Origin of the sequence: Rhizobium sp. L43 (assembly GCF_002531725.1) — a bacterium.
Taxonomy (GTDB): domain Bacteria; phylum Pseudomonadota; class Alphaproteobacteria; order Rhizobiales; family Rhizobiaceae; genus Rhizobium.
Genome location: NZ_NWSQ01000004.1, coordinates 146,982 through 170,997, shown reverse-complemented (window position 1 = coordinate 170,997; position 24,016 = coordinate 146,982). Strand labels below are relative to the sequence as shown.

The window sequence follows — 24,016 nt, the reverse complement described above, 5'->3', positions numbered from 1 at the left end:
GCTGTCATCCGTTCATCGCGTCGCCATCCGCGTCAAATCTCCTTACCCTTCATTCAACGAAATGAATTGGCCTATTCACGGCGCTTAAGCTAGGCCGGATCAGAAGAAGAACAAAGATGGAAACAGCCGATGTCGACCGATGTATCCGTTCCGCTGGCCAAGAACGAAGATAGTCCGCGTGGTTTCGCCTTCGCGCTGACGGCCTATCTGCTCTGGGGTTTTCTGCCGATCTACATGAAGGCGGTGGCGCATATTCCGCCGGCCGAGGTGATCGCCCATCGCATTGTCTGGTCGCTGCCGCTGGCAGGCATCGTGCTGATCGTGCTCGGGCGTACGCAGGACATCGCGACCGCGCTGCGCTCGCCGCGCATGCTGGCGATGGCGGCGCTGACGGCGTCGCTGATCACCGTCAACTGGGGCACCTATGTCTGGGCCATCGGTGCCGGCCATTCACTCGATGCGGCGCTCGGCTATTTCATCAATCCGCTGTTCAGCATCTTCCTCGGCGCGGTGTTTCTCAAGGAAAAGCTGCAGCCGCTGCAAATCGCGGCGATCGCGCTTGCCGCCCTTGCCGTCGCCATTCTCGCATTCGATAGCGGCGGCATCCCGTGGGTGGCGCTGACGCTGGCAATCAGCTGGGGTTTTTATGCCCTGTTCCGCAAGACGCTGCCGCTCGGGCCGAACCAGGGCTTCTTCCTCGAAGTGCTGATCCTCAGCGGGCCGGCCCTGCTTTACATCCTCTATCTCGAATTCGACAGCGGCCAGGGCCATCTCTACCGCACAAGTCTTGCCGACACCACGCTGCTGCTCGGCTGCGGCGTCATCACCGCCGTGCCGCTGATGATCTATGCCAACGGCGCCAAGCTCTTGAAGCTGTCGACGATCGGCATCATGCAGTATATCGCGCCGACGATGATCTTCCTGATTGCCGTCTTCGTCTTCCACGAGCCGCTCAGCACGGCGCGCATGATCGCCTTCCCGCTGATCTGGGCGGGGCTGTTCCTCTATAGCTGGTCGATGCTGAAGGGTAGCCGCGGGCGCTAGTTCGGAGTCCCTGTCCAACGGATGTCGTCGTTGCTACGTAACGATCGAACCATCGAAAGCCGGAGCGCGTCGGCTTTAAAACCAGGACAGCAGCGCCGTGCGGACAACGATCCCGGCCAATGCGCTCACGACGGCGACGCCTGCCACCGGCCTGAGCGCCGGCACCGAAGCGATCAGGATGGAAAGACCGGGAACGTCGAGAGGGTTTAGCAGAAATGCGGACCCGTGAATGATCTTCTCAGGCGCAAGGCCCTGCTCCTTGTGGAGGTCGAGTAACAGCGTGACCGCTGCGCTCGACCCTGCCAGGCACTTTGTGAGCAAGAACAGGACATCCTGCTGCGAGACGCCGAGCAACTGAAGCAACGGCTGCGCAACGGACGTGAAGACCGAAAGTGCGCCTGTGCTTTGGATTAGCCTCACCATCTCCAGGGAGATCACCAGCACCGGCAGAATTGCCGAAATGACCCGAACGGCATCTGCGCCACCGCGGTTGATTGCCGCCAGCAGATCGCGTCTTGCGGCGACGTGGTCATCGGCCGTGTCACGGGAACAGACCGTTTCAAACAAGGAACGGCGTCCAATCATCCAGCAAGCGAGAGTGGACGCCACAAGCGCTCCGCAAAGACCGTTGACGATGATCAAGCCGGGATCGACACCGAGGCTTGCGAGCGGAAAACTGGCATTTGCCGGCGCGGCCGCAAGCACCGCGGCAAAGGCGGCGGCCATGAATCGCTCCGATGTCCGTTTGTGCGCCATGAGCGACAGGGCCGCGACCGGGGCTGCCGAACTGACGAGGCTGAGCTGGATAATCGCCAAGGCTCCGAAACCGTCCAGACCGAACAATCGGAAGAGCGGGTCGGCCTTGCCGGCCATCCATCGCAAGGCGCTCATACCCTCGAGATAGCGCATCAGCGAGAATGTCACGATCATCAACGGCAGAAAGGTGAATATCGCGATGTCGACGGCAGTTCGTCCGGCATCCAAGATGGCGTTGATCAGAATTGTCATAGGAACGAGTGACTTGATGGCCGCGCCGAGCTTGCGGCAGGCTGATGGAGGAAGCGGGCCCCGGATTTGAGCCCGGAGCCCGCTCGTTCAAATTCTATTCCGGTTGGAAGGTTTCATCGAAGAAGCGGGCAACCTCGGAATAGGCCTGCATGCGGTTGCTTTCCATCAGGGCGAGGTGCGTCGCCTCCCCGATTTCCACCCATCGCTTGTAGGAGGCGCCGGTCAGCTGCTCGAAATAGGCCCGCGCCAGATCAAGCGGGACGTCGATGTCCCATTCACCGTGCAACAGCAGCACCGGCGCGCGAATCTCGCCCGGCCGATAGTAGGGATTTCCAGCCCGCCAGTAGGTACGGATATCCTGGATCGGCCCGTTGGTAGCTCGGAGTTTGCCCTGCTCCCTGTCAGCCTGCGACGTCTCCTCGGAAAGAGTCAGTTTGGCCCAGAGGTCGAACCAGCCCTCCGGCACAAGACGTTCACGCGCGTGCTCGGGTGCAGTGCTCAGCCAACGCGCCAAGGCCGCCTGGGCCGGAACAAGCCGGTAGGAACCGAGGACGCCACCCTGGTCGATCGGGATGGGAACGTCGCTCAGCCATTGCGGCGCGAGCAGCGCGAGCTTGACGACCTTGTCGCCGTTGCGCGCAGCATATGCGCCGGCCACGGTGCCGCCCCACGACATGGCGAAGACGTTGACAGCCTTCAGACCGCGCAGTCGAAGGACGAAATCGACAGCCGTTGCGAAGTCCGTGACGCCGGTGTCGGTAGCGACAAGCGGCGGGTTGAGATCGGGCTCCGCCTGCATTTCCGGCGGGCGGGTCGATTTTCCATAGCCCCTGACATCGACCGCAAAGACATCGAAGCCTTGATGAGCGAGGAAGTCGATGAAGGACATCCCGTTGAAGGGAACATCGTAAAGACTTCCGGACGAGAAGGTCGCCCCGTGCACCATCACGATTGTCTTCTCGGCGAGAAAGGTCTTGTGATCTTTCCTTCGCTTATTGCGGAGATAGAGCTTGATGCCGTCGGTTCCGCTATCGACGTAATGTTCGTCGAATACGATCTCGCCTGCGTCAAAAGCTGAAGATGCGAGCTTGTTCTCAGACATAGGACCACCTGAATTTTTCGCCGTCGCGGGTCACATAACCAGCAGACGAGCCGGGGAAATGCGTGGAGAAGTAAATGGCGCGATTATCGGCTGCGAGCTCGAGGACACGCCGTCTGGACTGGGCAGCCTGATCCAGGAATTCGCAGAACACCGTGTTGAGGTCGGGACGCTCCACCTGGATCGGATGGTGCATGACATCGCCGGCAAAAATCGCCGCTTCATTGTCCGATTCCAGCAGAACGGACATGTGGCCGATGCTGTGGCCAGGTGTCGGCAAGAAGGTGAAGCGATCCAGGAAAGGACCGCCAGCACTGTCGATGAAATCCGCAAGCCCCGCCTCGATCACGGGCCGCACGCTGTCTTCATAGACGCCGGAACTCGGAATGTTGACGTCGTTGTGGCTTGCCGTTGACGAGTAGTATTCCTGCTCGGCGCGCGGGAAGATGTAGCGCGCATTTTTGAAGGTGGGAATCCATCTTCCGTCCTCAAGCACGGTATTCCAGCCGGAATGATCGACGTGGAGATGAGTATTGATGACGAAGTCGACGTCTTCCGGCCCGACACCCGCCTGGCGCAGCCTGTCGAGAAACGGGATAGTCTGTTGATGGAAGCTGGGGTTACGCGGTCTTTCCTTGTCGTTGCCCGAGCTCGTATCGATCAGGATGACGTGGTCGGGCGTTCTCACAAGCCAACTATGTATGCTCACCACAAGGGCATCGCGGCCCTCTTCCATATCAACGGCGGAAAGCCGCGGCTCGACCGCCTTGATCTCCTCAGAACCAGCATCCGGATAGAGAAACGACGGCGGCACGTTATGCAGATATTGCTCCTGCACCTTTCTCACCGCCACGCCGGCAATACGATATTCCTTTCCAAGATCGCTCATGGAACTTCCTTTCGAGTTGAACTGGGATCGGGACAGCGCTGTCTGATGGCTATGGACAATAGGGAGAATTCGTGAAACGATCAAATCGATGAATGAAATTGTCTCCATCGATCATTTCAATTTGTGGTCTTTCGACCTGAACCTGCTCGTCGCATTCGATGCGCTGATGAAGGAGCGGAGCGTGACGAAGGCTGCTGTTCGTCTGAAAATCCAGCAGCCTGCCATGAGCCACAATCTCGGAACGCTTCGGACATTGCTTCAGGACGAGTTGTTCGTGCGTGTCGGCCAAGTCATGCAGCCGACCCATCGCGCACTGCGTTTCGCCGAGGCCGTCGAGCAGATCCTCAGCCGTACGCAGCAGGCGATCGTAACGCCATCGACCTTCGAGCCCGGTGAGGCCGAACAGATATTCCGCATCGGCTTTTCCAGCGAGCTTGAGGTGCTGCTCGTGCCGCGCCTCGCCGCTATGTTGAACGAAACGGCGCCCCGCATCAGGGTACTCGCCCGCGCGGTCGATCCAGAGATGGTCCACAAGCTTCTGGACGACAACGTCATCGATCTCGGCGTCGGCTGCTACGATGACGGCAACAACAGACATCGGCGGAGCCTGCTGTTCGAGCAATCGCTGATGTGTTGCTACAATCCGAAGCTTCTCGACCTACCCGAAACATTGGACCGAGACAGCTATGTCGGGCTGAAGCATGCACTGGTTTCACAGAAAGACGCCATCGAAGGCTGCATTGATGATGCATTGAAGCGGATCAATGTGCGGCTTGACGTGTCGGTGGCAGCGCCGGAATTCCTGACTGTGCTGACCGCTGTTCTGGAAGCGCCCTTGATCGCGACCCTGCCGACCAGAATCGTGAAGCGGTATGCCGGCCTGTTCGGCTTGGCGGTCGCCGACGTTCCCCTCGATCTAACGGTAAGCCCGATATCGATGGTCTGGTCGACGGCAAGTGACAATGATCCCGCCAGCCGATGGATGCGATCTCAGGTGACGCAGCTTGTCTCGGCATATAGCTGAATTTGCCTGCAGAAAAGCTTGACTGCTCCGGCACCGCCCGGCCGCCTACATCTTCGAAATCACCTCGTCCTCGCCGTCACGGTCGGCGGCGAGCTGGGCTGCCTGGGCCATGATCGCCGGAATGATGCCGGAGATCTCGTCGACGACGAGCGGCTGCACCCGGTGGGCGGTGTGCAGGAAGCCTTCTTCGGTCATATGGCGCATCAGCTCCATCATCGGATCCCAGAAACCGTTGACGTTAGCAAAGACCATCGGCTTTTCGTGGCGGCCGAGCTGCGCCCAGGTCATGATTTCGACGATCTCTTCCAGCGTGCCGATGCCGCCGGGGAGTGCTACGAAGGCGTCGGAGCGCTCGAACATCGTATGTTTGCGCGCGTGCATGTCAGGCGTTACAATAAGTTCGTTAAGCTGACCGAGCGAGTGGCGAGTCGCTTCCATATCGATCAGGAATTCGGGAATGATGCCCGTCACCTGACCGCCGCCTGAAAGCACGCCGCTGGCAACCGCGCCCATGATGCCTTTGGTACCCCCGCCATAGACGAGGCGCAGGCCGTATTCGGCGATCTCTCGTCCGAGAGCACGCCCGGCCGCCATGTGGGAGGGATCGCGTCCCGGCCTGGAGCCGCAGTAAACGCAGATGGATCGAATCGATACAGATTGCTCGGTCATGAGGGCAAACAACTATTCCATTTCAATGCAGTCAAGAAAATTGACTGAAAAGCAGCGTGCCTAGCTTGCCTAATTGCTTTGAATGCTTGTGAAAAGCAACGGGAATCGCTAGCAATTTCGGTTACTACGGCAAATTGCCGCCTGGGGAGACATAATGATGAAGAACCGTGCCGGCTTGCTGGCCCTTGCAGTCCTCGTAATCGCAATCTTACTGATGGTGTTTTTCGTCATGCCGCGCATCGGCAGCGATGCAGCCAAGGTCGGCGACGCCATCAACCAGGCGAGCACGGAGCTCAAGAACACGGTTAACGAGGCAGAAAAGACATCGCGCTCGGCCGTCGCCGACACGGCTGGGGTCGCCGATAAGGTGGGTCGTCTTTCGGCCGATGCCGGTGTGTCGCTCGGTGAGCTCAAGGCGCTGTTTGCCGACGGCAAGGGCCCTGCCGACGATGTCTTCGCCGCCGCCAAGACCAAGGCCGTCAATGCGCTGACGGCGCTGGCCGATTTCGCCGTCCCCGAGGGTCTCGATCCCGCCACCCGGACGCTTGCCGTCAAGGCTAGGGAAGGCGGCGCCAAGGCGCTCGCCATCATCCAGGCACTGCCCGAGAACATCGCCGATGCGCTTGCCGCGATCGCCAAGGCCGAGGCTGCGCTGACCGGTGCGACTGAGCCCGCCCCTGCTGCCAATAACGCCGCAGTGAATACCGGCCCGAAGCTTCCGGCTTTCGACGTCTTGCGTGTCGAACCGGACGGCTCGACGGTGATTGCCGGCTCCGCCGAACCAAACGGCAAGCTCGAAGTGCTTGACGGCGAAAAGGTGGTGACGACGGCCAATGTCGATGCGAGCGGTGATTTCGCTGCGGTTCTCGACGATCCGCTTTCGGCCGGCGACCATCAGCTCGTGCTCAAGTTCACCAGCAAGGACGGCAAGAGCACGCTTTCCGAAGAGGTCGCGACCATTTCCGTGCCGAAGGACGGCAATGGCGCCAATCTGCTCGCCATGGTCTCCAAACCCGGCACGGCAAGCCGCATCATCACTGCGCCGAAGGGCGGAACCGAAGTTGCCGATGCCTCCAATCCGATGGCGCCGCCTGCGGACAAACCGGCGGGTGAGACCGCGTCTGCCGCAACGCCTGCACCGACCGGCGAGCTGGCGCTGCAGACGCCTGGTGTCACCGACGCTGCCTCCGGCGGCACGGATACGGCACCGGCCGTTCCCGGCACGGCCGCACCTGATAAGACGACTGCCCCTGATGTGATGGTCAATGCGGTCGAGATCGAAGGCAACAAGATCTTCGTTGCCGGCACGACGCGTGCCAACGCCAAGGTCATCGGTTATGCCGACGACAGCCTCGTCGGCCAGGACACCGCCGGCTCCGACGGCCATTTCGTCATCGACGGCGTGGTGGCGCTTTCGGTCGGCGACCACAAGATCCGCGTCGATGTCGTCGATCCCGCCGGCAAGGTGATCGTGCGCGCAGCGGTGAATTTCAATCGCCCGGCCGGCGATCAGGTCAGGGTCGCCGCACAGGTCGGTCCGGCCGACGCGGACGGGTCTTCGGCGATGGTGCCGCTCGACGAAGGCGAACTCGGCAAGCGCAAGGCCGAGACCAGCAAGGCCTTCGGCCTGCTGAAGGGGCTGTTTGCCGATGGCAAGCTGCCCGGCGCCGAACAGCTTGCAGCGGCACGCTCGGCCACGGAATTCGCGTTGCGCTCCGTCGCCGATTTCCGCCCGGCGGCCGATGCGCCCGACGCCTTCAAGCAAGCCTCCGGCTCCGCCTCGCAGGTCGCCACCAATGCGCTAAAGCTGCTGCAGGGCCTGCCTGGGGATGCGACGTCCGTCGGCGCAGCACTCGACAGGCTGGGCGCTATGATCGCCGAGCTCACGACTGCACCTGCTCTGACTGCACCCGCTGCAAACGAGGTGGGGAGCAACCAGCCGAAGACGATCGAACAGGCGCCGCTGACGGCAAACAACGCGGCGGTCATCATTCGCCGCGGCGACACGCTGTGGCAGATCTCGCGCCGCACCTATGGCCTCGGCGTTCGCTACACGACGATCTACATCGCCAATGAGGACAAGATCATCGATCCCGATCGCATCCGCCCCGGCCAGATCTTCGGGCTTCCGAAGGATGCGTTGCCGAACGCCGAAGAGCTGCACCGCAAGCGCATGTCTCACCAGCGTCTCTAAGCACCAGACAACATGACGAGGCCGGGCGGCACAACCGCCCGGTCTGTCTTTTCCTGACCCCTGCATTTGTTGTATTCATCCGCCCGGCACCTTATCTGGCGGTGGCGGCTGCGGAATTGCGGGAAGCGCTTTCAGGCACGTCCCGGTCCCCTACCCTTGCCGGCATCGAAGCGCCGTAAATCGCGGCAAGCCCATCCGGGCTGGAGACAATCATGGCAAACAGCAAGACAGTCTCGGAATCCAACCTGCTGCGCACACTTCTCAACCTATGGCCCTATATGTGGCCGGCCGGCCGCACCGACCTGAAGATGCGCGTCGTCTGGGCCTCGGTCTTTCTGCTGATTTCCAAGTTCGTGCTGCTGCTCGTTCCCTATTTTTTCAAGTGGTCGACCGATGCGCTGAACGGCAGGATGGATCTTGCCGGCTCGGTGCCGCCGCTGCTTGCCGGCGCCATCGCGCTTGTCATCGCCTACAACATCACCCGGCTGATCCAGCTCGGCCTCAACCAGCTGCGCGACGCGCTGTTTGCCAGCGTCGGTCAACATGCGGTGCGCCAGCTTGCCTACAGGACCTTCGTGCACATGCACGAGCTGTCGCTGCGCTTCCATCTGGAGCGCAAGACCGGCGGCCTCTCGCGCATCATCGAGCGCGGCACCAAAGGCATCGAAACGATCGTGCGTTTCACGATCCTCAATTCGGTGCCAACCGTCATCGAATTCCTGCTGACGGCGGCGATCTTCTGGTGGGGCTACGGCTTCTCCTATCTCGCCGTCACCGCCTTCACCGTCTGGGCCTATATCTGGTTCACGATCCGCGCCTCCGACTGGCGGATCGCCATCCGCCGGTCGATGAACGACAGCGATACCGACGCCAACACCAAGGCGATCGATTCCCTGCTCAATTTCGAGACCGTCAAATATTTCGGCAACGAAGAGATGGAGGCGAAACGCTTCGACAAATCGATGGAACGCTACGAGAAGGCGGCGACCGATGTCTGGACTTCGCTCGGCTGGCTGAACTTCGGCCAGGGCGTCATTTTCGGCATCGGCACCACCATCATGCTGGTGCTGTCGGCGCTGGCCGTGCAGCGCGGCGAGCAGACGGTCGGCGATTTCGTCTTCGTCAATTCGATGCTGCTGCAGCTTTCCGCGCCGCTCAACTTCATCGGCTTCGTCTACCGCGAAATCCGCCAGGGGCTGACCGATATCGAGCAGATGTTCGATCTGCTGGAGGTGAAGGCCGAGGTCAAGGACGCGCCCGATGCGACCGAGCTTCGCATCGGCCAGGGCGCGATCGCCTTCAAGAACGTGCAGTTCGCCTATGATCCGGCCCGTCCGATCCTGAAGGGCATTTCCTTCGAGGTGCCGGCCGGCAAGACGGTCGCCGTCGTCGGCCCGTCGGGCGCCGGCAAATCGACGCTGTCGCGGCTGCTCTATCGTTTCTACGATATCCAGAGCGGCACGATCACCGTCGACGGCCAGGATATCCGCACGGTGACGCAGAAGAGCCTGCGCACGGCGATCGGCATGGTGCCGCAGGATACGGTGCTCTTCAACGACACGGTCGCCTACAACATCCGCTACGGCCGCACATCGGCCAGCGACGGCGAGGTCTTTGCGGCAGCCGAGGTGGCGCAGATCGCCCATTTCATCGAGACGCTGCCCGAGGGGTTCGAGACCAAGGTCGGCGAACGCGGGCTGAAGCTTTCGGGCGGCGAGAAGCAGCGGGTGGCGATCGCCCGCACCATCCTCAAGGCGCCGCCGATCCTGATCCTCGACGAGGCGACGTCGGCGCTCGACACGACGACGGAACGGGAAATCCAGACCGCGCTCGACGTGGTGTCGAAAAACCGCACGACGCTTGTTATCGCCCACCGGCTTTCGACCGTTATCGGCGCCGACGAAATCATCGTCTTGAAAAGCGGCGAGATCGCCGAGCGCGGGACGCATACTGCCCTCATCGAACAGAACGGCCTCTATGCCTCGATGTGGAACCGCCAGCGCGAGGCGATCCAGGCGGAGGAACATCTGAAGCAGGTGCGCGAAAGCGACGACCTCGGCGTGATCACGCGGCTTGCTCCGGCAAGCTGACCCAGAGACCGCTGAACAGGGAGGACGGCGCCGGCAGGCTTTTGTTGTTCAGAACCTCGGCGTCGGAACCAGTGCCGGGGCCACAGCATTGCCCCGGAGACGGTTTTTCGCTAACCAGCAAAAAACGACAACGCAAGGAGACCGGCAGCATGAGCCTGTTCAATACGGTTCGCAACACGATCGTCCCCGTGCACAAGGAGGGTTATCCCTTCGTTGCCGCCTTCTTTGTCGCATCGCTGCTCCTCGGCTGGATCTTCAAGCCGCTCTTTTGGATCGGCATGATCTTCACGCTGTGGTGCGCCTATTTCTTCCGTGATCCCGAGCGCGTGACGCCGCAGGACGACGATCTGGTGATCTCTCCTGCCGACGGCAAGGTCTCGGCGATCCAGATGGTGACCCCGCCGGCCGAACTCAACCTCGGCTCCGAGCCGATGCTGCGCATCTCCGTCTTCATGAACGTCTTCAATTGCCATGTGAACCGGGCGCCGATGCGCGGGCGCATCGTCAGCATCAACTACCGCTCCGGCAGCTTCGTCAACGCCGAGCTCGACAAGGCGAGCGAGGACAATGAGCGCAACGGGCTTGTCATCGAAACCCGCCACGGCCAGATCGGCGTCGTGCAGATCGCCGGCCTCGTGGCGCGGCGCATCCTCTGCTGGGCCAATACCAACGAACCGTTGGATGCCGGCGAGCGCTTCGGCCTCATCCGTTTCGGCTCGCGGCTCGACGTGTTCCTGCCGGCCGGTGCGGCACCCCGCGTGTCGCTCGGCCAGACGGCGGTTGCCGGAGAAACCGTGATCGCCGAATTCGCCTCCGCCAAGGGTCCCATCATCAGCCGCCGCAGCTAGGAACGTCGATATGGAAACGCCTTTTCCGCCCTTCGAGCCCAATGGACCTGATGATTCCGCCCGCGGCCCGCGGCTGCGCGAAATCCCGCTGCGTCTCGTCTTTCCGAACCTCATCACCATTCTGGCGATCTGCGCCGGGCTGACCGGCATCCGGCTGGCTTTCGAGAACCGTTACGAACTCGCCGTCTCGATGGTGCTGGTCGCCGCCTTCCTCGACGGCATCGACGGGCGCGTGGCGCGGCTGATGAAGGCGACCTCGAAGTTCGGGGCGCAGATGGATTCGCTTGCCGACATCGTCAATTTCGGCGTCGCACCCGCCCTCGTCGTCTATGTCTTCGCGCTCGACCAGGCCCGCTCGCTCGGCTGGATCGCCGCCCTGATCTATGCGATCGCCGCCGGACTTCGCCTTGCCCGCTTCAACGTCATGGCCGAACGCGAGAACAAGGCGAGCTGGCAATCGGAATATTTCGTCGGCGTGCCGGCGCCGGCCGGCGCCATGCTGGTGCTCTTGCCGGTCTATCTCGGCTTCCTCGGGCTGACGACGGACCGCACCTTCGCCTATCTCTCGTCGATCTACACCGTGCTCATCGCCTTCCTGCTGATCAGCCGGCTGCCGGTCTGGTCGGGTAAATCGGAAGGCAACCGCCTGCGGCGCGATCTCGTGCTGCCGATGATGCTCGGCGTCGTGCTCTATGTGGCGCTGCTGATGAGCTACACCTGGGAAGTGATGGTCTTTACCGTTGCAGCCTACCTCGTATCGCTCCCCTTCGGCGCGCGGAAATGGCAGCGGAAATACGGGACGCTGACGATCGAGGAACCCGGCGTCGGCGACGACGATATCGGCCGGCACATTTGACCTCCGGGCATTTCCGGATTCTCCGAATGACGGCAATGCTTCTCTCTCCCTTCGTTCTGCTGATCCCCGGGAAAGGCGTACGCTTTCCCGGGAGGAAGTCGCGCGCTTATGCGGGTGAAACCGTCACGCGCTTTTCCCCGGAAAACCGCTTTCGCACTTTTATTGGAACTGCTCCCTTCAGTAAGTATTAACCAACGTAGGCTTCAGTTAAGCCTCGCGAATTATGGTGGGCGTTTACAATTCCTGATAAGCTACGCCCCCGTTTTGTCGCTATTCGTGACGAAACATAAAACGATAAAATACCCAGGGAAGAACCACGTAAGGAGAGTATCGTGACTTCGAAGAAGAGCAGTACCGGCGAACAGCAGACGGCCAAGCCGGACCTCGCCGCCAACTATCGCCCCGTCGGCCTGAAGGCGGTTGCCGCAGCATCGCTGATGGCCAAGCACAAGCCGACCAGCGTCAAAAAATCCGCTTGAAGCGGAAAGCTTCAAATCGGAATCATGCGTGCTTTCGGGTTCCATGCGTTAGGCACCGCGGACGAAGTGAATGACGAGGCGATCGCCTGACATCTTCTGACGACGCTCTGGCGACATAAGCGCAACCCGAAAAACCTGATGGATGAAGCGACGCATCGCCGCCGCTGATGTGAGACGTCGGCGCCGTAGGTCGCCGACGCGGATAGCATTCAGAAGAAGCTGAGCTGGCCGTCAGGCCTTTGCTTTTCGGGCGCCTTCAGCGGCTTTTCGACGACAACAGGCTCCTGCAGGTCCGGACCCATATTGGCGACCTTGTTGACCTTGTCGGAGACCGGGACGGCCTCGAAGAAATCATCCTGAACGGGCCGCATCAGGTCTGCCACCTCGCGCGGTTCCTGCGTCTTGCAATCGAGCCAGCGCGTGAAATCTTCGGGTTTGATGACGACAGGCATGCGATCATGGATCGCCGATATTCCTGAATTGGCTGACGTCGTCAGGATCGCCCCGGTATCGACCTCGGAGCCGTCAGCCGAAGACCATGTCTCCATCAGCCCGGCAAAGGCGACGACCCCGCCCCGGCGCGGCCGGATCCAATAGGCCTGCGGCCGCTCGCCGCTTTCCTTGGACGGGCGATGCCATTCATAGAAGCCGGAGGCCGGGATGAGTACGCGGCGATGACGCATGGCCGCCCGAAAGGAGGCTTTACCGATCGCGGTCTCGGAGCGCGCATTGATCAGCAACGGGAAGTCCCTGGGATCCTTGACCCAGCCCGGCGTCAGGCCCCAGCGCACGAGCACGGCGCGGCGGTCGGGCAGATTGCTGCCCTGGTCCCTGCCTTCGCCCGATATGACGACGAGGATTGGCTGCGTCGGCGCGATATTGTAGCGCGCCGGAAAATCGTCGAGATCGAGACCGGAGAAGAAGTCGCGCAGGTCGGCGCTGGAGATTGTCAGAGCGAAACGTCCACACATCGGCCTGTCTTTGCACCCGGCCCGTATCCGGTCAAGACGCCTCAGCCTCGCGGCGCGAACAGGATGAGGCTGGCGCCGGCAAGGCAGATCAGCACCCCACCGATATCGTAACGATCGGGCACGCGGGCTTCGACCAGCCACAGCCAGAGCAGCGAGGCGAGGATGTAGATGCCGCCATAGGCGGCGAAGGTGCGACCGGCGGCCTCGCTCGGCACCAGCGTCAGCGCCCAAGCGAAAAGCGCCAGCGAGACCATGCCCGGCGCCAGCCACCAGACGGGCTTTTCGAGCTTCAGCCATGCCCAGAAGGCAAAGCAGCCTGATATCTCGAAGAGAGCGGCAAAGGCATAGATGATATAGGTCACGGAAGTACCTTTCGAATCCCCGTCGCACTCTTCATCCGATAAGATGGGCAATCACAGCAAGAGCAGCCTCCGATGATCTCCACCGCCAAAGCCGCCTCGTCCGCCATTCTCGAACGCGACGGACGTTTCCTTCTGGTGTTGCGGCGCAACCCGCCTTCCGCCGACATGTATGCCTTTCCCGGCGGACGGGCCGAACCCGGTGAAACGCCGGAGCAAACGGCATTGCGGGAATTCCGCGAGGAAACCGGCATTTCGGCCCGTAATCCGCGGCTGTTTTCGACCTATGAGCTGAAGACGCATGCCGCCGACGGCAGCGTCAGCAGCCATTTCCTGCTCTCGGTCTTTCGCGTCGATGCGGATGAGGACGCCGTGGCGGAAGCCGCCGACGATGCGGCCGCGCTCGGCTGGTACACGGTGGAGGAAATCCGGTTTCTGCCCACGCCGCAAAGCGTGCTCGAATGCGCGGAGCGGCTTTCGAGCGGCGAATAGAAGTGGAAACTTTCAGGCACGCCTTGTTGCCGTCATGCTCAGCGTATCAACTACGAGCATGATTCCCGTACGACGCGTTTTCCTGTCCCTGCCCGTGCTGGCCCTCGTGCTCGCCGGCCCCAGCATGGCGCAGGGCAAGAATACGCCGCCTCCACAGGCGCAGGAGATTGCGCCGCCGCCGGCCGCGACCGTGCCCTATGACGATAAGCTGGCGCGGCTCGCCGAGGTGTTGGGTTCGGTGCATTATCTCAGAACGCTCTGCAAGGCGGCAGGCGGCGACGAGTGGCGAAACGGCATGCAGCAGTTGCTCGATTCGGAGACCGGGGGCGAGCAGCAGCGCAGGGAAAAGCTCACTGCGGCCTTCAATCGCGGCTATCGCGCCTTCGCCTCGGTCTATACGGATTGCACCCCGGCGGCCATCGTGGCAGAAGAGCGCTACCGTAACGAAGGCGCAACACTCGCCACAGAAATTACCTCGCGTTTTGGAAATTAACGTTAAATTAACCTGTTTTCGCATGCGGACGTGTCGTTTTGGGAAAAGGCTGTTAGTGTTGTTAACGGTGCAGTAAGACATGAGAAGTTCTGAGGAAAAAACAATGGAAGCAAGCCTCAACGACATCGACGACATGATCGTCCACGAAAAGATGCAGGCGGCTCTGGAGTACCAGAACGAGGCTTGGGCCGACGGCATGGCCGACGGAATCGAGCCTGAAATCATCGCTGATGCAGCCATTGCGCATGCACTGAGAGAGACCATCAGATTGCACGGGGAAAACAGCGCCGAAGCCCTGCTGGATTCGTTGCGCGAACGCATGCTTGCCGGCGAATTTTCCGCCAACCGCACCCTGCAATAACCGATATCAGAGAGTTTGATGCGCACCGGTAAAGAGAAAGTTTCGCGAATTCCGCTCGCGCCGGTGCTGCTTGCGTTCAGCCTCGCCGCCGGCAATGTTTGCCTCGCGCCGGCAGCCTACGCGCTTTCCGAACTGCACAAGATCCCCGGCCAGGCGGCCAATGACGCCCCGGCCGCGCCGGGAAGCGCTCAGGGACAGAGCCAGCCGCAGGGCGGGACCGCGTCCGGCGTTCCGATGGCCGATCCGCTGGTCAACAGCCAGAATAATCAGGGTGTCGACAAGACGCCGGGTGCTCAGGATGCTTCCAAGCCGGTGGAGGTGATCTACGACATCAGCAAGGCGCCCGAGCCGGTTCGCAAGATGCGCGAGCAGATCGTCGAGGCGGCCGCCTCCGGCGATCTCGAACGGCTGCGGCCGCTGATAGGCACCGGCACGGAGCAGACGCAGGTGACCGTGGGCGAGCCGACCGACGATCCGATCGGCACGCTGAAGGATCTTTCGGGTGATCCCGATGGAGACGAGATCCTGGCCATCATGCTCGACATCATTTCGACCGGCTTCGTGCATGTCGGCCAGGGCACGGCTGATGAAATGTATGTCTGGCCCTATTTTGCCGAGAAGGACTTGAAGTCGCTGACGCCGCCGGAACGCGTCGAGCTGCTGCGCATCGTCACGGCAGGCGATCTTTCCGACATGCAGGAATTCGGCGGATATAATTTCTACCGCCTCGGTATCAAGCCCGACGGCAAATGGAAATTCTTCACCGCGGGCGATTGACGCCTGCCTGCGCCCTTCGCGTCTCGCATGGCGCTTGCGATCCACCCTGCGAAGACATACCTCTGAGCGATGACCAACGCGACAGGTTCCGCCATGCCAGCCGTATTCCTGAAAGACCGCTCATTGCTCCTCGTCAGCGGCGCGGAAGCCCAGTCCTTCCTGCAGAACCTGATCACCACCGATATCACCTCGCTTGAACCCGACGAGGCGCGGCCCGGAGCATTGCTGACGCCGCAGGGCAAGATCCTGTTCGACTTCATGATCTGGCAGGACGGCGACGGCTTCACGATCGAAACGGATGCCGATCAGCGCGATGGCCTGCTGAAGCGGTTGACCATGTATAAGCTGCGCGCCGCCGTCACGCTGGCGCTCAGCGCCGAGCAAGGCGTCACGGTTTCCTGGGGCGAAGATGGCGACGAGATCGAGAATGGCCAGGGCGTCCGAGACAGCCGCTTCGCCAAGGCGGGCGTCACGCTGATCCGCCGGGCAGGAAAACACGGCGATGGAGCGCAGGCGCTCTACGACGCGCTGCGTATCCGCCACGGCATCGTCACATCGGGATCGGACTTCGCCCTGCAGGACGCCTTCCCGCATGACGTGCTGATGGATTTCAACGGCGGCCTCTCCTTCCGGAAGGGCTGCTATGTCGGCCAGGAGGTCGTCTCGCGCATGCAGCACCGCGGCACCGCGCGCCGGCGCGTCGTGACGGTGTCCGCCACGACAGCCTTGCCAGGCACGGGAACCGAGATCACCGCCGCCGGCAGGCCTGTGGGAACGCTCGGTTCGGTCGAAGACGGCCATGGGCTTGCGATCGTGCGCATCGACCGCGCCGGCGCCGCGATGGCGGCAGGCACGCCGCTGCTTGCCGGCGACATAGCCGTTTCCCTCGTCCTGCCGGCATGGTCCGGCCTTGCCTTTCCCACCAGTGCCGACGAGGCCAACGCGTGACAGTGGCGAAAGCTCCGCGTGCCTGGCAGCGCATGCTGTCCGGGCGCAGGCTCGACCTGCTCGACCCCTCGCCGCTCGATGTCGAACTGATCGACATCGCCCACGGGCTGGCGCGTGTCGCCCGCTGGAATGGCCAGACGTCAGGCGACCATGCTTTTTCGGTGGCGCAGCATAGTCTCCTCGTCGAAGACATTTTCCGCCGCTTCAACGAGGCGCGGCCGCAGGAGTGTCTGATGGCCCTGCTGCATGACGCGCCGGAATATGTGATCGGCGATATGATCTCGCCGTTCAAATCGGTGGTCGGCGGCGGCTACAAGACGGTGGAGATGCGGCTGGAGGCCGCCGTGCACCTGCGCTTTGGCCTGCCGCCGCATCCCTCGCGCGACCTCAAGGACCGAATCAAGAAGGCCGATACGATCGCCGCCTATTTCGAGGCGACCGTGCTGGCCGGCTTCACACCCGCGGAGGCACAAAAATTCTTCGGTCAGCCGCGCGGTATCAGCAGGGAGATGCTGATGATCGAGCCGTTGCCGGCGATCGAAGCACAGCGGTTGTTCTGCGAGCGCTTCGCGGCGATCGAGGCCGAGCGGGCGATGGTGTCATGAGCTTCATCGTCGTCTCGCCGCTGTCGCGCATCGCGGAGATGGCCGTGCGCCATAAGGCGCGTGACATGATCAGCCTGATCGCCAAGGAGCAGGCCTTTCACCGGCCGGGCGTGATCGCGGCCGACCGTCATCTGACGCTTTGCATGAACGATATCACTTTCAAGGGCACCGGCGGTCTCGTGGCACCCGACGAGACCCATGTCCGCGGGCTTATCGATTTTGCCGCCTCATGGCGGCAGGAGACGCCGCTGCTCATCCATTGCTGGATGGGCGTGTCGCGATCGCCGGCGGCAGCCCTGATCGCCGCGTTGTCGCTCGCACCGGATCAGAGCGAGGAAGCGCTTGCCCGCCGGCTGCGGGCCGCCTCACCTTTCGCCACACCGAACACCCGGCTGATCGAGATCGGCGACGCGCTGCTTAACCGCGGCGGCCGGCTGGCCGCAGCGGTGCGGGCAATCGGACGCGGTGCCGATGCCGACGGCAACACGCCCTTCGTGCTTGATATCCGGGACGCCGCCTGCGGTTGACGCTGCCGCCCGCTGCTCCATCTAGGCCCCGACGACGTAGAATCGACAGGGCCAGATCATGCAACAACAGGCAGCCGATGTTCTTCTCGCCACGCAAACGGCGCTCAGCCAGGCGAGTGCGCTGGCGGTGCAATATTCCTTCTCCGTCCTCGGAGCGGTGATCCTGCTCGTTCTCGGCTGGACGCTTGCCGGTTTTGCCAGCCGCTGGGCCTATGAAGGCCTGTCGCGCGTCCATGGCATCGACGAGACGCTGGCGCGATTCTTCACCAATGTGCTGCGTTACGCGCTGCTCATCCTGGTGTTCATCACCGTGCTCGGCCAGTTCGGCGTCCAGACCGCCTCGATCATCGCGGCCCTTGGCGCGGCAGGCCTGGCGATCGGACTGGCACTGCAAGGGACGCTGCAGAACATCGCCGCCGGCATCATGCTGCTGATCCTCAGGCCGTTCCGGGTCGGCGAATATATCGAGACCAGCAGCGTGGCCGGCACGGTGCGCGAAATCGGATTGTTTGCAACCGAACTCAGGACTGCCGACGGGCTTTATCGGCTGGCGCCGAATTCGACGCTCTGGAACACGCCGATCACCAATTTCAGCCGCGAGCCCACCCGGCAGAACGAGGTGAAGATCAAGGTCGCCTACGAAGATGACCTCGATCGGGCGATGGAGACGTTGATGGGCCTTGCCAAAGGCGATGCGCGGGTGCTGACGTCACCGGCACCCAGCGTCTTCATCGACAGCCTCGGTGACAGCACGATCTTCGTGACGCTGCGCTACTGGGCAAAGACCGGCGACTGGTGGTCGCTCAGCCGTGACATGGTGAAGCGTGTCAAACTCGCCTTCGACGAGAAGGGTAGTCCGGCCACGGTGGCGGATGCTTTAGACGCAGCACCTACGAAGAAGTCAAACGGCAGGGCGGCGGCCGAAAAGCCGGCGCCGACGCGGCAATGAGACATGACAGCGCCCCCGTGCCTTTGCAGACGCTCGGCTCTGTAACACGTCGAATGCTGCAGTTGGCTATTGAATGACGCCGCAGGACAATCTTTCCCCGGCGTCGCCTGAGGGTTGGCTGCGATAATCATCCGAATTGGCGTGCACCATCAATGCGCGGCCGCGAATGCCGTCGGTCTTGCCGTCGAGCGTGACCATGCTGTCGAAGATCTGCGCCCGGAGAACGCCGTCCTGCCCGACATATTGATTGGGCATATCGCCGGGGTGCGGCCCCTTGGCGGCAAGGATGCCGTGCTCGGCCTTATCAGGGTTGAAATGACCGCCGGCCGATTCGTGATGGGTCGCAGCGTCGCACCGGCCGGTCTCGTGAACATGGAAGGCCACCCATTTATTCACAGGCAGTCCCGATATCTCGACTTCGATGAGCACACCGCCATTGGCGGCAGCCGTCAGCTGCGCGCGGCCGTCTTCCTTGCCGTCCTTGCCGACGAAATTGGCGATCGCCGTCTGCTTGTCCTGAGCGCCCGCCGGCAATGCAACGGCAAGCAGGCTCAGGGCGGCGATGGTGCACATGGCTTTCATGGAGATCTCCTTCCGTCCGGTTGTCCTTCTGAACGTATCAACCCGGAAGGTGTTCCTGATGAAGAAATATGGGACGAGAAAAGCCGGCCAAACGGCCGGCTTGCAGATCACGAACCGCGACGCGTTCAGGCGACGGCGTCGAAATCGAACTGGCCGTAGGTCTTGCGGTAGAGATCCTCGGGCTGGTCGCCGGTCGCCGATGCGGTCTGCTGCAACGGATAGGAAACGGCGATGCTGCTTGCCGTGCCGCCGTCACGCGTGTCCATCATCAGCGCAATCAGGCTGCCGGAAAACTTCGGCTGCGTCTCGCTGGCCTTGTCCTCTTCGAGAAGCTCCTTGATGATGCCGGGCTTCTTATCGGCCGCACGTTCGCTGCGGCTGAGTACGCCGTCGCCATTGGCATCAAGCCGCGAAAGCGTCGCCAGATATGCGTATGAAGTGTCGGAAACGGATGTGGTGCTGGTCATACAAACCTCCATTCACCGCCTTTTGCCGGTGGTGTTTGTACGCAATACGAAGGTGGAAAATCACTGTTGACTCGCTGGTTAAACTGATTTGCGCAGTGCGTCAATAAGTTGTTAACTTCTGATTAACGATGATTGACAATCGTTAACGGAATGCCTCGAGGCCAGGCTTCCTCCGGCGGCAAACGAAGGGATCGCGGCGTATTTCAGCGATTTTTCACATATAAAACAAATGTCTAACGAGGTGTCGCCGCTGCTGCACTGCAACCGAATATTAATCCGACCCATCCAGAATGGGCACTACCAGCCACCACCCAGACGTTCAGCTTATAAAAAATCAATTTGGCGTTCATTTCAGAAAGGCTCTCCGACGCAATGAGGTACGTTCATCAACAGACGACGACCATTGCCATCGCAGCCGTCCCGCAAGTTGCATCCACATGAAAGCCGAAGCGCTCTTCTGGCAGCAATGCAGCCAGGCCGTCACAGCCGATGGAATGGTCGACGCGCAGCGTCTGATGGAGCTTGTGATCGCGACCTATCGCGTCCATGAAAATGACTATGACGAAATCGAGAGAAGCGCGGAAACGCTGCTGAGGGAAAATCATGCGCTGAGAGGCAATATATCAGCCCTCAGTCAAGCGTTCGACGGACAGCAGAGGCTCTTCGAAATCATCCTCAACAACCTGCCGCTCGGCCTCAGCGTCTTCGACGCAGACCAGCGGCTGACGCTTTCCAACATTCGCTTCGGCCAACTCTTTGGCCTCACGCAGGACGATGTCACTCCAGGCGCGACAATCGCCGATCTCGTCGACAAAATGCGTGGCGCGGAGGGCGCCAGCGCCAAGCCCGGCCGGCGGGTCGGGCGACATTTCCCTGCGATCGCAACAAGCGGCAGTATCCGCCGGCGCGAATGGCTGATGGACGACGGCCGCACCATCCAGAGCATGGTGACCATCCTTGCCGACGGCAGCAGCATCGCCATTCATGCCGACATTACCGAGGATCGAAAGGCGGCCGAGCGTATCACCTATCTCGCTCACCACGACCCGCTGACCGGCCTTCCGAACCGCATCCATTTCCGCGAGCAGGTCGATGCGACGCTCATCGAGCGCAAACCGGACGAGCAGATCGCTCTCGTTCACCTCAATCTCGACCGGTTCAAATCGATCAACAACTCGATGGGCGTGTCGGTCGGCGACAAGATCCTGCAGCAGGTCGCCGAGCGCATCCGAGCCTCGGCCGGTTCGGAGAATGCCCTGGCGCGCCTCGGCTCGGATGAATTCGCCATCCTGCAGACCGGCAGACAGCAACCGTGGAACGTGACGGCGCTGGCCGAGCAGATTCGCCGCGCGCTTTCCGAGCCATTTTTCGACGGTGAGAAACAAGTGGAGCTCAGCGTCTCCATGGGGATCGCAGTCGCCCCTGGTGATGGCGAGGAAACCGATATCCTGCTGAAGAATGCCGGCGTTGCGCTATCGCATGCCAAAGCGGACGGGCGCAAACGCGAGCGTTTCTTCGCCGGTGAGATGGAAGTGCAGATGCAGCTGCGCCACGCGCTCGAGGCAGACCTCAGGGCAGCCGTCGAGAATGAGGAATTCGAGCTGCACTACCAGCCGCTCTATGACCTCCGGCAGCGGCGCATCTGCGGCTTTGAAGCCCTGATCCGCTGGAACCACCCGATCCGCGGCCGGGTCCGGCCGCTAGATTTCATTCCGCTCGCCGAAGAGGTCGGCCTCATCGTCGATATCGGCCGTTGGGTTTTGCGCCGAGCCTGCAGCGATGCGGCGCAATGGCCGGAGGGCATCAAGGTCGCGGTCAACGTTTCTGCAATCCAATTCAGCGGCAGCGACCTGACCAAGGACGTAGGCGAAGCGCTTGCAGCCGCCGCGCTGTCGCCGTCGCGGCTCGAACTCGAAATCACCGAGAGCGTGCTGATGGAGAATCTCGACGAGGTGCTGCCGATCCTGCATGCGCTCAAGGAGCGCGGCATCCGCATTTCGATGGACGATTTCGGCACCGGCTATTCCTCGCTGAGCTATCTCTCGAGCTTTCCCTTCGACAAGATCAAGATCGACAAATCCTTCGTCAATGACATCGGCGACAACAAGGAGGCGCATGCGATCATGCACGCGATCATCCTGCTCGGCGATGCGCTCGGCATGCGCGTCACCGTCGAGGGCGTCGAGACGGCCGAGCAGCTGGCGCTGCTCGAATGCGAAGAATGCGACGAGATCCAAGGTTACCATATCAGTCCGCCGAGACCGGCGCGTGACGTGCCCCACCTTCTCTCGCTGCCGCCGAAGAACGGCGGCGTGACGCGTCTTCCTAAAACCGGGCGCTGAGATTCGCTCGATTGCGACTCGCATGGCAAGCCGCTAAAAAATCGGCTGCGATAGCGGAGGCCTCCCTGTCGCATGCTTTGGCCGGCATCGGCTTGCAGCCTATGCTTTAACCTTTCTCAGAACAGGTGGCGCGATGTTCGAGGCTGAAGCCTTTTCCCCTCACGAAACGCTGGCGGCGGCGCTGATTGCGCATGCGGCCGACGGCGACGACGGCTCGCACGATCTTTCCCATATTCTGCGCGTCTTCAGGAACGCCATGCGCATCCATGCTGGAGAAGGCGGTGACGGGCGGGTTCTTGCCGCTTCCGTGCTGCTGCACGACTGCGTCGCCGTCGAGAAGAATTCGCCGCTGCGGGCAAAAGCATCGGCTCTGGCCGCGGAAAAGGCATCGGCGATCCTGGCAGAGCTCGGCTGGACAAAGGCGGATATCGAGGCTGCGGCGCATGCGATCACCGCGCATAGTTTCTCGGCCGGAGTGGCGCCGCAGACGCTGGAGGCGAAGATCCTGCAGGATGCCGACCGGCTGGACGCGATCGGCATGGTCGGCGCCGCCCGCTGTTTCTATATCGCCGGACGACTGGGATCGGGGCTCTACGATCCGTTCGACCCGGCGGCGGAACACCGCCCGCTCGACGACAAGCGTTATGCCATTGACCATTTCCGGACGAAGCTGTTCAAGCTGGCGGACGGGTTCCAGACCGAGACCGGCCGCAGGCTGGCGGCCGCGCGTGACAAAAGCCTGCGCGATTTCCTCTCGGCCTTCATGGATGAAATCTAAAGAATGTCGCGCAAAAGTGTGCAGCGGTTTTGCCAGGCAAAGCGTGAAACGCTTTTGCCGAGACATACGTAAAAACAAAGAGCTAAAGCGCAAGGAGCGAATCTGGAAGCTCGCGACGCGCTTTAGGGGACGAGACCCAGGAGAACGGCATGCGTATCAGCGACCTCTTCATCTACCCACTCAAGAGCGCCCGCGGCATTGCGCTGGCCGCCGCCGAGATCGATGCCCACGGACTGTCAGGCGACCGGCGGGCAATGATCACCGATCCCAAGGGTCACTTCATCACCCAGCGGGAGCTGCCGGACCTCGCCCGCATCGCGCTGCGGCCGGAATCCGGCGCCTTCCGGCTGCTGATGGATGGACGGCCTGACATATCGGTGCCGCCGCCTCGGCCCGAAACCCGCATGGATGTGACCGTGTGGAAATCGACCGTCAGCGCCGCTGTCGCCGATCCCGACAGCAACCGCCAGCTTTCCGAATGGCTTGGCCGTCAGGTGCGGCTGGTCTTCTTCGATGGCCAGGCGCGGCGGACGGCGAATACCGAATGGGCCGGCGAAGGCACGCCGGTCACCTTTACGGACGGCTACCAGATCCTGGTGACGACGACCGGCTCGCTGAAGGCTTTGAATGCCGATCTCGCCGCCCATGGCGAAGGCAGCGTCGGCATGGAACGCTTCCGTCCGAACATCGTCATCGATATCGACGAGGCCTGGCCGGAGGACCGCTGGGCGGCGATCGAAATCGCCGGCATCCGCTTCGATCTCGTCAAACCCTGCTCGCGCTGCATCATGACGACGCAGGACCAGTTGACCGGCTCACGCGAAGGGCCCAACCCGATGCCGGCTATGGGCCGCATCCGCATGTCGGCCGACCGCCGCGTGCCCGGCCCGCTGTTCGGCTGGAACGTCACGCCGCGCGGCAGCGGCAGGATCACGACGGGTGACACCGTTCGAATCGTCGAAGAAAGGCCGGAAGGCTGGGCGTTGAAGGTTCGCGCAGGGGGGTAGGTCGAATTGCGGAAGAGCTGCTCGAATGGCGGCTTTCCCGTATATGTCGCAATTTCCTCCCTCCTGTGCTCGTCACAGGAATCCCGTGCGCCCAAGTCCTTGGGCGCAGGAGACTCTGCTTCGGGTATGAGAGGCACCCACCGCGCGTCCGCGCGGTG

The 24,016-nt window shown here is 61.9% G+C and carries 26 protein-coding genes; 18 read left to right on the top strand and 8 right to left on the bottom strand.

Features of this window, described 5'->3' with window-relative positions; translation table 11 throughout:
* The first annotated feature begins 129 nt into the window (after positions 1 to 129).
* Entirely contained in the window at positions 130 to 1,044 is a 915-nt protein-coding gene (gene rarD, locus CO667_RS05880; RefSeq protein WP_097617509.1) for an EamA family transporter RarD, read from the top strand.
* A gap of 75 nt (positions 1,045 to 1,119) precedes the next feature.
* On the opposite strand, the gene CO667_RS05875 is transcribed toward rarD, so the two are convergent.
* From CO667_RS05875 to CO667_RS05865, 3 genes are all read right to left on the bottom strand, one after another.
* Positions 1,120 to 2,052, bottom strand: a complete 933-nt coding sequence (locus CO667_RS05875) for a hypothetical protein (protein ID WP_097617508.1) — start codon at positions 2,050 to 2,052, stop codon at positions 1,120 to 1,122.
* Positions 2,053 to 2,146: 94 nt separating this feature from the next.
* On the bottom strand, positions 2,147 to 3,154 hold the full coding sequence (locus tag CO667_RS05870) for an alpha/beta fold hydrolase (protein ID WP_097617507.1): 1,008 nt from the start codon (positions 3,152 to 3,154) through the stop codon (positions 2,147 to 2,149).
* Positions 3,147 to 4,040 (bottom strand): MBL fold metallo-hydrolase, encoded by an 894-nt coding sequence (locus CO667_RS05865; protein ID WP_097617506.1) that lies wholly within the window; start codon positions 4,038 to 4,040, stop codon positions 3,147 to 3,149. Before CO667_RS05865 ends, CO667_RS05870 begins: the two co-directional genes overlap by 8 nt.
* Positions 4,041 to 4,128: 88 nt before the next feature.
* On the opposite strand from CO667_RS05865, the gene CO667_RS05860 reads away from it, so the two are divergent.
* Positions 4,129 to 5,064 carry a LysR family transcriptional regulator gene (locus CO667_RS05860; RefSeq protein WP_097617505.1) on the top strand — a complete coding sequence of 312 codons (936 nt, stop codon included), beginning with the start codon at positions 4,129 to 4,131 and terminating at the stop codon, positions 5,062 to 5,064.
* Between the two features lie 45 nt (positions 5,065 to 5,109).
* Here CO667_RS05860 and CO667_RS05855 read toward each other — a convergent pair whose 3' ends face one another.
* Entirely contained in the window at positions 5,110 to 5,733 is a 624-nt protein-coding gene (locus CO667_RS05855; protein WP_003558142.1) for a TIGR00730 family Rossman fold protein, read from the bottom strand.
* A 154-nt stretch (positions 5,734 to 5,887) separates the two neighbouring features.
* Here CO667_RS05855 and CO667_RS05850 point away from each other — a divergent pair, with 154 nt between their 5' ends.
* The 5 genes from CO667_RS05850 to CO667_RS35280 all read left to right on the top strand — a co-directional run bounded on the left by CO667_RS05850 (position 5,888) and on the right by CO667_RS35280 (position 12,200).
* Positions 5,888 to 7,927, top strand: coding sequence for a LysM peptidoglycan-binding domain-containing protein (locus CO667_RS05850; protein WP_097617504.1), 2,040 nt, complete (start codon positions 5,888 to 5,890; stop codon positions 7,925 to 7,927).
* A gap of 212 nt (positions 7,928 to 8,139) precedes the next feature.
* The gene (locus CO667_RS05845) at positions 8,140 to 10,017 is read left to right on the top strand and encodes an ABC transporter ATP-binding protein/permease (RefSeq protein WP_097617503.1); all 1,878 of its coding nucleotides are present in this window, start codon (positions 8,140 to 8,142) and stop codon (positions 10,015 to 10,017) included.
* Positions 9,915 to 10,865: a phosphatidylserine decarboxylase gene (locus CO667_RS05840; RefSeq protein WP_348627808.1), complete on the top strand. Its 951-nt coding sequence runs from the start codon at positions 9,915 to 9,917 to the stop codon at positions 10,863 to 10,865. The genes CO667_RS05845 and CO667_RS05840 overlap by 103 nt, the downstream gene beginning before the upstream one ends.
* A gap of 10 nt (positions 10,866 to 10,875) precedes the next feature.
* Entirely contained in the window at positions 10,876 to 11,721 is an 846-nt protein-coding gene (gene pssA, locus CO667_RS05835; protein ID WP_097617501.1) for a CDP-diacylglycerol--serine O-phosphatidyltransferase, read from the top strand.
* Positions 11,722 to 12,053: 332 nt separating this feature from the next.
* The gene (locus tag CO667_RS35280) at positions 12,054 to 12,200 is read left to right on the top strand and encodes a hypothetical protein (RefSeq protein WP_168309772.1); all 147 of its coding nucleotides are present in this window, start codon (positions 12,054 to 12,056) and stop codon (positions 12,198 to 12,200) included.
* A 209-nt stretch (positions 12,201 to 12,409) separates the two neighbouring features.
* On the opposite strand, the gene CO667_RS05830 is transcribed toward CO667_RS35280, so the two are convergent.
* Both CO667_RS05830 and CO667_RS05825 read right to left on the bottom strand, forming a co-directional pair.
* Positions 12,410 to 13,171, bottom strand: a complete 762-nt coding sequence (locus CO667_RS05830) for an SOS response-associated peptidase (protein WP_097617500.1) — start codon at positions 13,169 to 13,171, stop codon at positions 12,410 to 12,412.
* Positions 13,172 to 13,212: 41 nt separating this feature from the next.
* Complete coding sequence (locus CO667_RS05825) at positions 13,213 to 13,533, bottom strand: YnfA family protein (RefSeq protein WP_097617499.1); 321 nt, start codon at positions 13,531 to 13,533, stop codon at positions 13,213 to 13,215.
* Positions 13,534 to 13,605: 72 nt separating this feature from the next.
* Here CO667_RS05825 and CO667_RS05820 point away from each other — a divergent pair, with 72 nt between their 5' ends.
* The 8 genes from CO667_RS05820 (at position 13,606) to CO667_RS05785 (ending at position 18,682) form a co-directional block, all read left to right on the top strand.
* Positions 13,606 to 14,022, top strand: a complete 417-nt coding sequence (locus tag CO667_RS05820; protein ID WP_097617498.1) for an NUDIX domain-containing protein — start codon at positions 13,606 to 13,608, stop codon at positions 14,020 to 14,022.
* 34 nt (positions 14,023 to 14,056) lie between these two features.
* On the top strand, positions 14,057 to 14,515 hold the full coding sequence (locus CO667_RS05815) for a TIGR02301 family protein (protein WP_179874072.1): 459 nt from the start codon (positions 14,057 to 14,059) through the stop codon (positions 14,513 to 14,515).
* Between the two features lie 103 nt (positions 14,516 to 14,618).
* Positions 14,619 to 14,876, top strand: coding sequence for a hypothetical protein (locus CO667_RS05810; protein WP_047616277.1), 258 nt, complete (start codon positions 14,619 to 14,621; stop codon positions 14,874 to 14,876).
* Positions 14,877 to 14,894: 18 nt separating this feature from the next.
* The gene (locus tag CO667_RS05805; protein WP_097617497.1) at positions 14,895 to 15,653 is read left to right on the top strand and encodes a hypothetical protein; all 759 of its coding nucleotides are present in this window, start codon (positions 14,895 to 14,897) and stop codon (positions 15,651 to 15,653) included.
* A gap of 93 nt (positions 15,654 to 15,746) precedes the next feature.
* The gene (locus CO667_RS05800) at positions 15,747 to 16,601 is read left to right on the top strand and encodes a folate-binding protein YgfZ (RefSeq protein ID WP_097617701.1); all 855 of its coding nucleotides are present in this window, start codon (positions 15,747 to 15,749) and stop codon (positions 16,599 to 16,601) included.
* A complete protein-coding gene (locus tag CO667_RS05795; RefSeq protein ID WP_097617496.1) occupies positions 16,598 to 17,206 on the top strand; it encodes an HD family hydrolase in 609 nt (202 codons plus the stop codon). Before CO667_RS05800 ends, CO667_RS05795 begins: the two co-directional genes overlap by 4 nt.
* A complete protein-coding gene (locus tag CO667_RS05790; protein WP_097617495.1) occupies positions 17,203 to 17,733 on the top strand; it encodes a tyrosine phosphatase family protein in 531 nt (176 codons plus the stop codon). Before CO667_RS05795 ends, CO667_RS05790 begins: the two co-directional genes overlap by 4 nt.
* Before the next feature lie 58 nt (positions 17,734 to 17,791).
* Positions 17,792 to 18,682 (top strand): mechanosensitive ion channel domain-containing protein, encoded by an 891-nt coding sequence (locus CO667_RS05785; protein WP_097617494.1) that lies wholly within the window; start codon positions 17,792 to 17,794, stop codon positions 18,680 to 18,682.
* Positions 18,683 to 18,748: 66 nt separating this feature from the next.
* Here the strand turns inward: CO667_RS05785 and CO667_RS05780 are convergent, their stop codons facing one another.
* Entirely contained in the window at positions 18,749 to 19,264 is a 516-nt protein-coding gene (locus CO667_RS05780) for a superoxide dismutase family protein (protein ID WP_097617493.1), read from the bottom strand.
* 125 nt (positions 19,265 to 19,389) lie between these two features.
* On the bottom strand, positions 19,390 to 19,743 hold the full coding sequence (locus CO667_RS05775; RefSeq protein ID WP_179874071.1) for a hypothetical protein: 354 nt from the start codon (positions 19,741 to 19,743) through the stop codon (positions 19,390 to 19,392).
* Between the two features lie 425 nt (positions 19,744 to 20,168).
* On the opposite strand from CO667_RS05775, the gene CO667_RS05770 reads away from it, so the two are divergent.
* From CO667_RS05770 to CO667_RS05760, 3 genes are all read left to right on the top strand, one after another.
* Complete coding sequence (locus tag CO667_RS05770) at positions 20,169 to 22,073, top strand: EAL domain-containing protein (RefSeq protein WP_097617491.1); 1,905 nt, start codon at positions 20,169 to 20,171, stop codon at positions 22,071 to 22,073.
* Positions 22,074 to 22,206: 133 nt separating this feature from the next.
* A complete protein-coding gene (locus CO667_RS05765; protein ID WP_097617490.1) occupies positions 22,207 to 22,851 on the top strand; it encodes an HD domain-containing protein in 645 nt (214 codons plus the stop codon).
* Positions 22,852 to 23,000: 149 nt separating this feature from the next.
* A complete protein-coding gene (locus tag CO667_RS05760; protein WP_097617489.1) occupies positions 23,001 to 23,858 on the top strand; it encodes an MOSC domain-containing protein in 858 nt (285 codons plus the stop codon).
* Positions 23,859 to 24,016 lie beyond the last annotated feature (158 nt).

Excerpts from the sequence above, each read along its gene's own strand:
- rarD (WP_097617509.1), top strand. The coding sequence starts at position 130 with ATGTCGACCGATGTATCCGTTCCGCTGGCCAAGAACGAAGATAGTCCG.
- CO667_RS05875 (WP_097617508.1), bottom strand. The coding sequence starts at position 2,052 with ATGACAATTCTGATCAACGCCATCTTGGATGCCGGACGAACTGCCGTC.
- CO667_RS05870 (WP_097617507.1), bottom strand. The coding sequence starts at position 3,154 with ATGTCTGAGAACAAGCTCGCATCTTCAGCTTTTGACGCAGGCGAGATC.
- CO667_RS05865 (WP_097617506.1), bottom strand. The coding sequence starts at position 4,040 with ATGAGCGATCTTGGAAAGGAATATCGTATTGCCGGCGTGGCGGTGAGA.
- CO667_RS05860 (WP_097617505.1), top strand. The coding sequence starts at position 4,129 with ATGAATGAAATTGTCTCCATCGATCATTTCAATTTGTGGTCTTTCGAC.
- CO667_RS05855 (WP_003558142.1), bottom strand. The coding sequence starts at position 5,733 with ATGACCGAGCAATCTGTATCGATTCGATCCATCTGCGTTTACTGCGGC.
- CO667_RS05850 (WP_097617504.1), top strand. The coding sequence starts at position 5,888 with ATGATGAAGAACCGTGCCGGCTTGCTGGCCCTTGCAGTCCTCGTAATC.
- CO667_RS05845 (WP_097617503.1), top strand. The coding sequence starts at position 8,140 with ATGGCAAACAGCAAGACAGTCTCGGAATCCAACCTGCTGCGCACACTT.
- pssA (WP_097617501.1), top strand. The coding sequence starts at position 10,876 with ATGGAAACGCCTTTTCCGCCCTTCGAGCCCAATGGACCTGATGATTCC.
- CO667_RS05830 (WP_097617500.1), bottom strand. The coding sequence starts at position 13,171 with ATGTGTGGACGTTTCGCTCTGACAATCTCCAGCGCCGACCTGCGCGAC.
- CO667_RS05820 (WP_097617498.1), top strand. The coding sequence starts at position 13,606 with ATGATCTCCACCGCCAAAGCCGCCTCGTCCGCCATTCTCGAACGCGAC.
- CO667_RS05815 (WP_179874072.1), top strand. The coding sequence starts at position 14,057 with ATGCTCAGCGTATCAACTACGAGCATGATTCCCGTACGACGCGTTTTC.
- CO667_RS05810 (WP_047616277.1), top strand. The coding sequence starts at position 14,619 with ATGGAAGCAAGCCTCAACGACATCGACGACATGATCGTCCACGAAAAG.
- CO667_RS05805 (WP_097617497.1), top strand. The coding sequence starts at position 14,895 with ATGCGCACCGGTAAAGAGAAAGTTTCGCGAATTCCGCTCGCGCCGGTG.
- CO667_RS05800 (WP_097617701.1), top strand. The coding sequence starts at position 15,747 with ATGCCAGCCGTATTCCTGAAAGACCGCTCATTGCTCCTCGTCAGCGGC.
- CO667_RS05790 (WP_097617495.1), top strand. The coding sequence starts at position 17,203 with ATGAGCTTCATCGTCGTCTCGCCGCTGTCGCGCATCGCGGAGATGGCC.
- CO667_RS05785 (WP_097617494.1), top strand. The coding sequence starts at position 17,792 with ATGCAACAACAGGCAGCCGATGTTCTTCTCGCCACGCAAACGGCGCTC.
- CO667_RS05780 (WP_097617493.1), bottom strand. The coding sequence starts at position 19,264 with ATGAAAGCCATGTGCACCATCGCCGCCCTGAGCCTGCTTGCCGTTGCA.
- CO667_RS05775 (WP_179874071.1), bottom strand. The coding sequence starts at position 19,743 with ATGGAGGTTTGTATGACCAGCACCACATCCGTTTCCGACACTTCATAC.
- CO667_RS05770 (WP_097617491.1), top strand. The coding sequence starts at position 20,169 with ATGAAAGCCGAAGCGCTCTTCTGGCAGCAATGCAGCCAGGCCGTCACA.
- CO667_RS05765 (WP_097617490.1), top strand. The coding sequence starts at position 22,207 with ATGTTCGAGGCTGAAGCCTTTTCCCCTCACGAAACGCTGGCGGCGGCG.
- CO667_RS05760 (WP_097617489.1), top strand. The coding sequence starts at position 23,001 with ATGCGTATCAGCGACCTCTTCATCTACCCACTCAAGAGCGCCCGCGGC.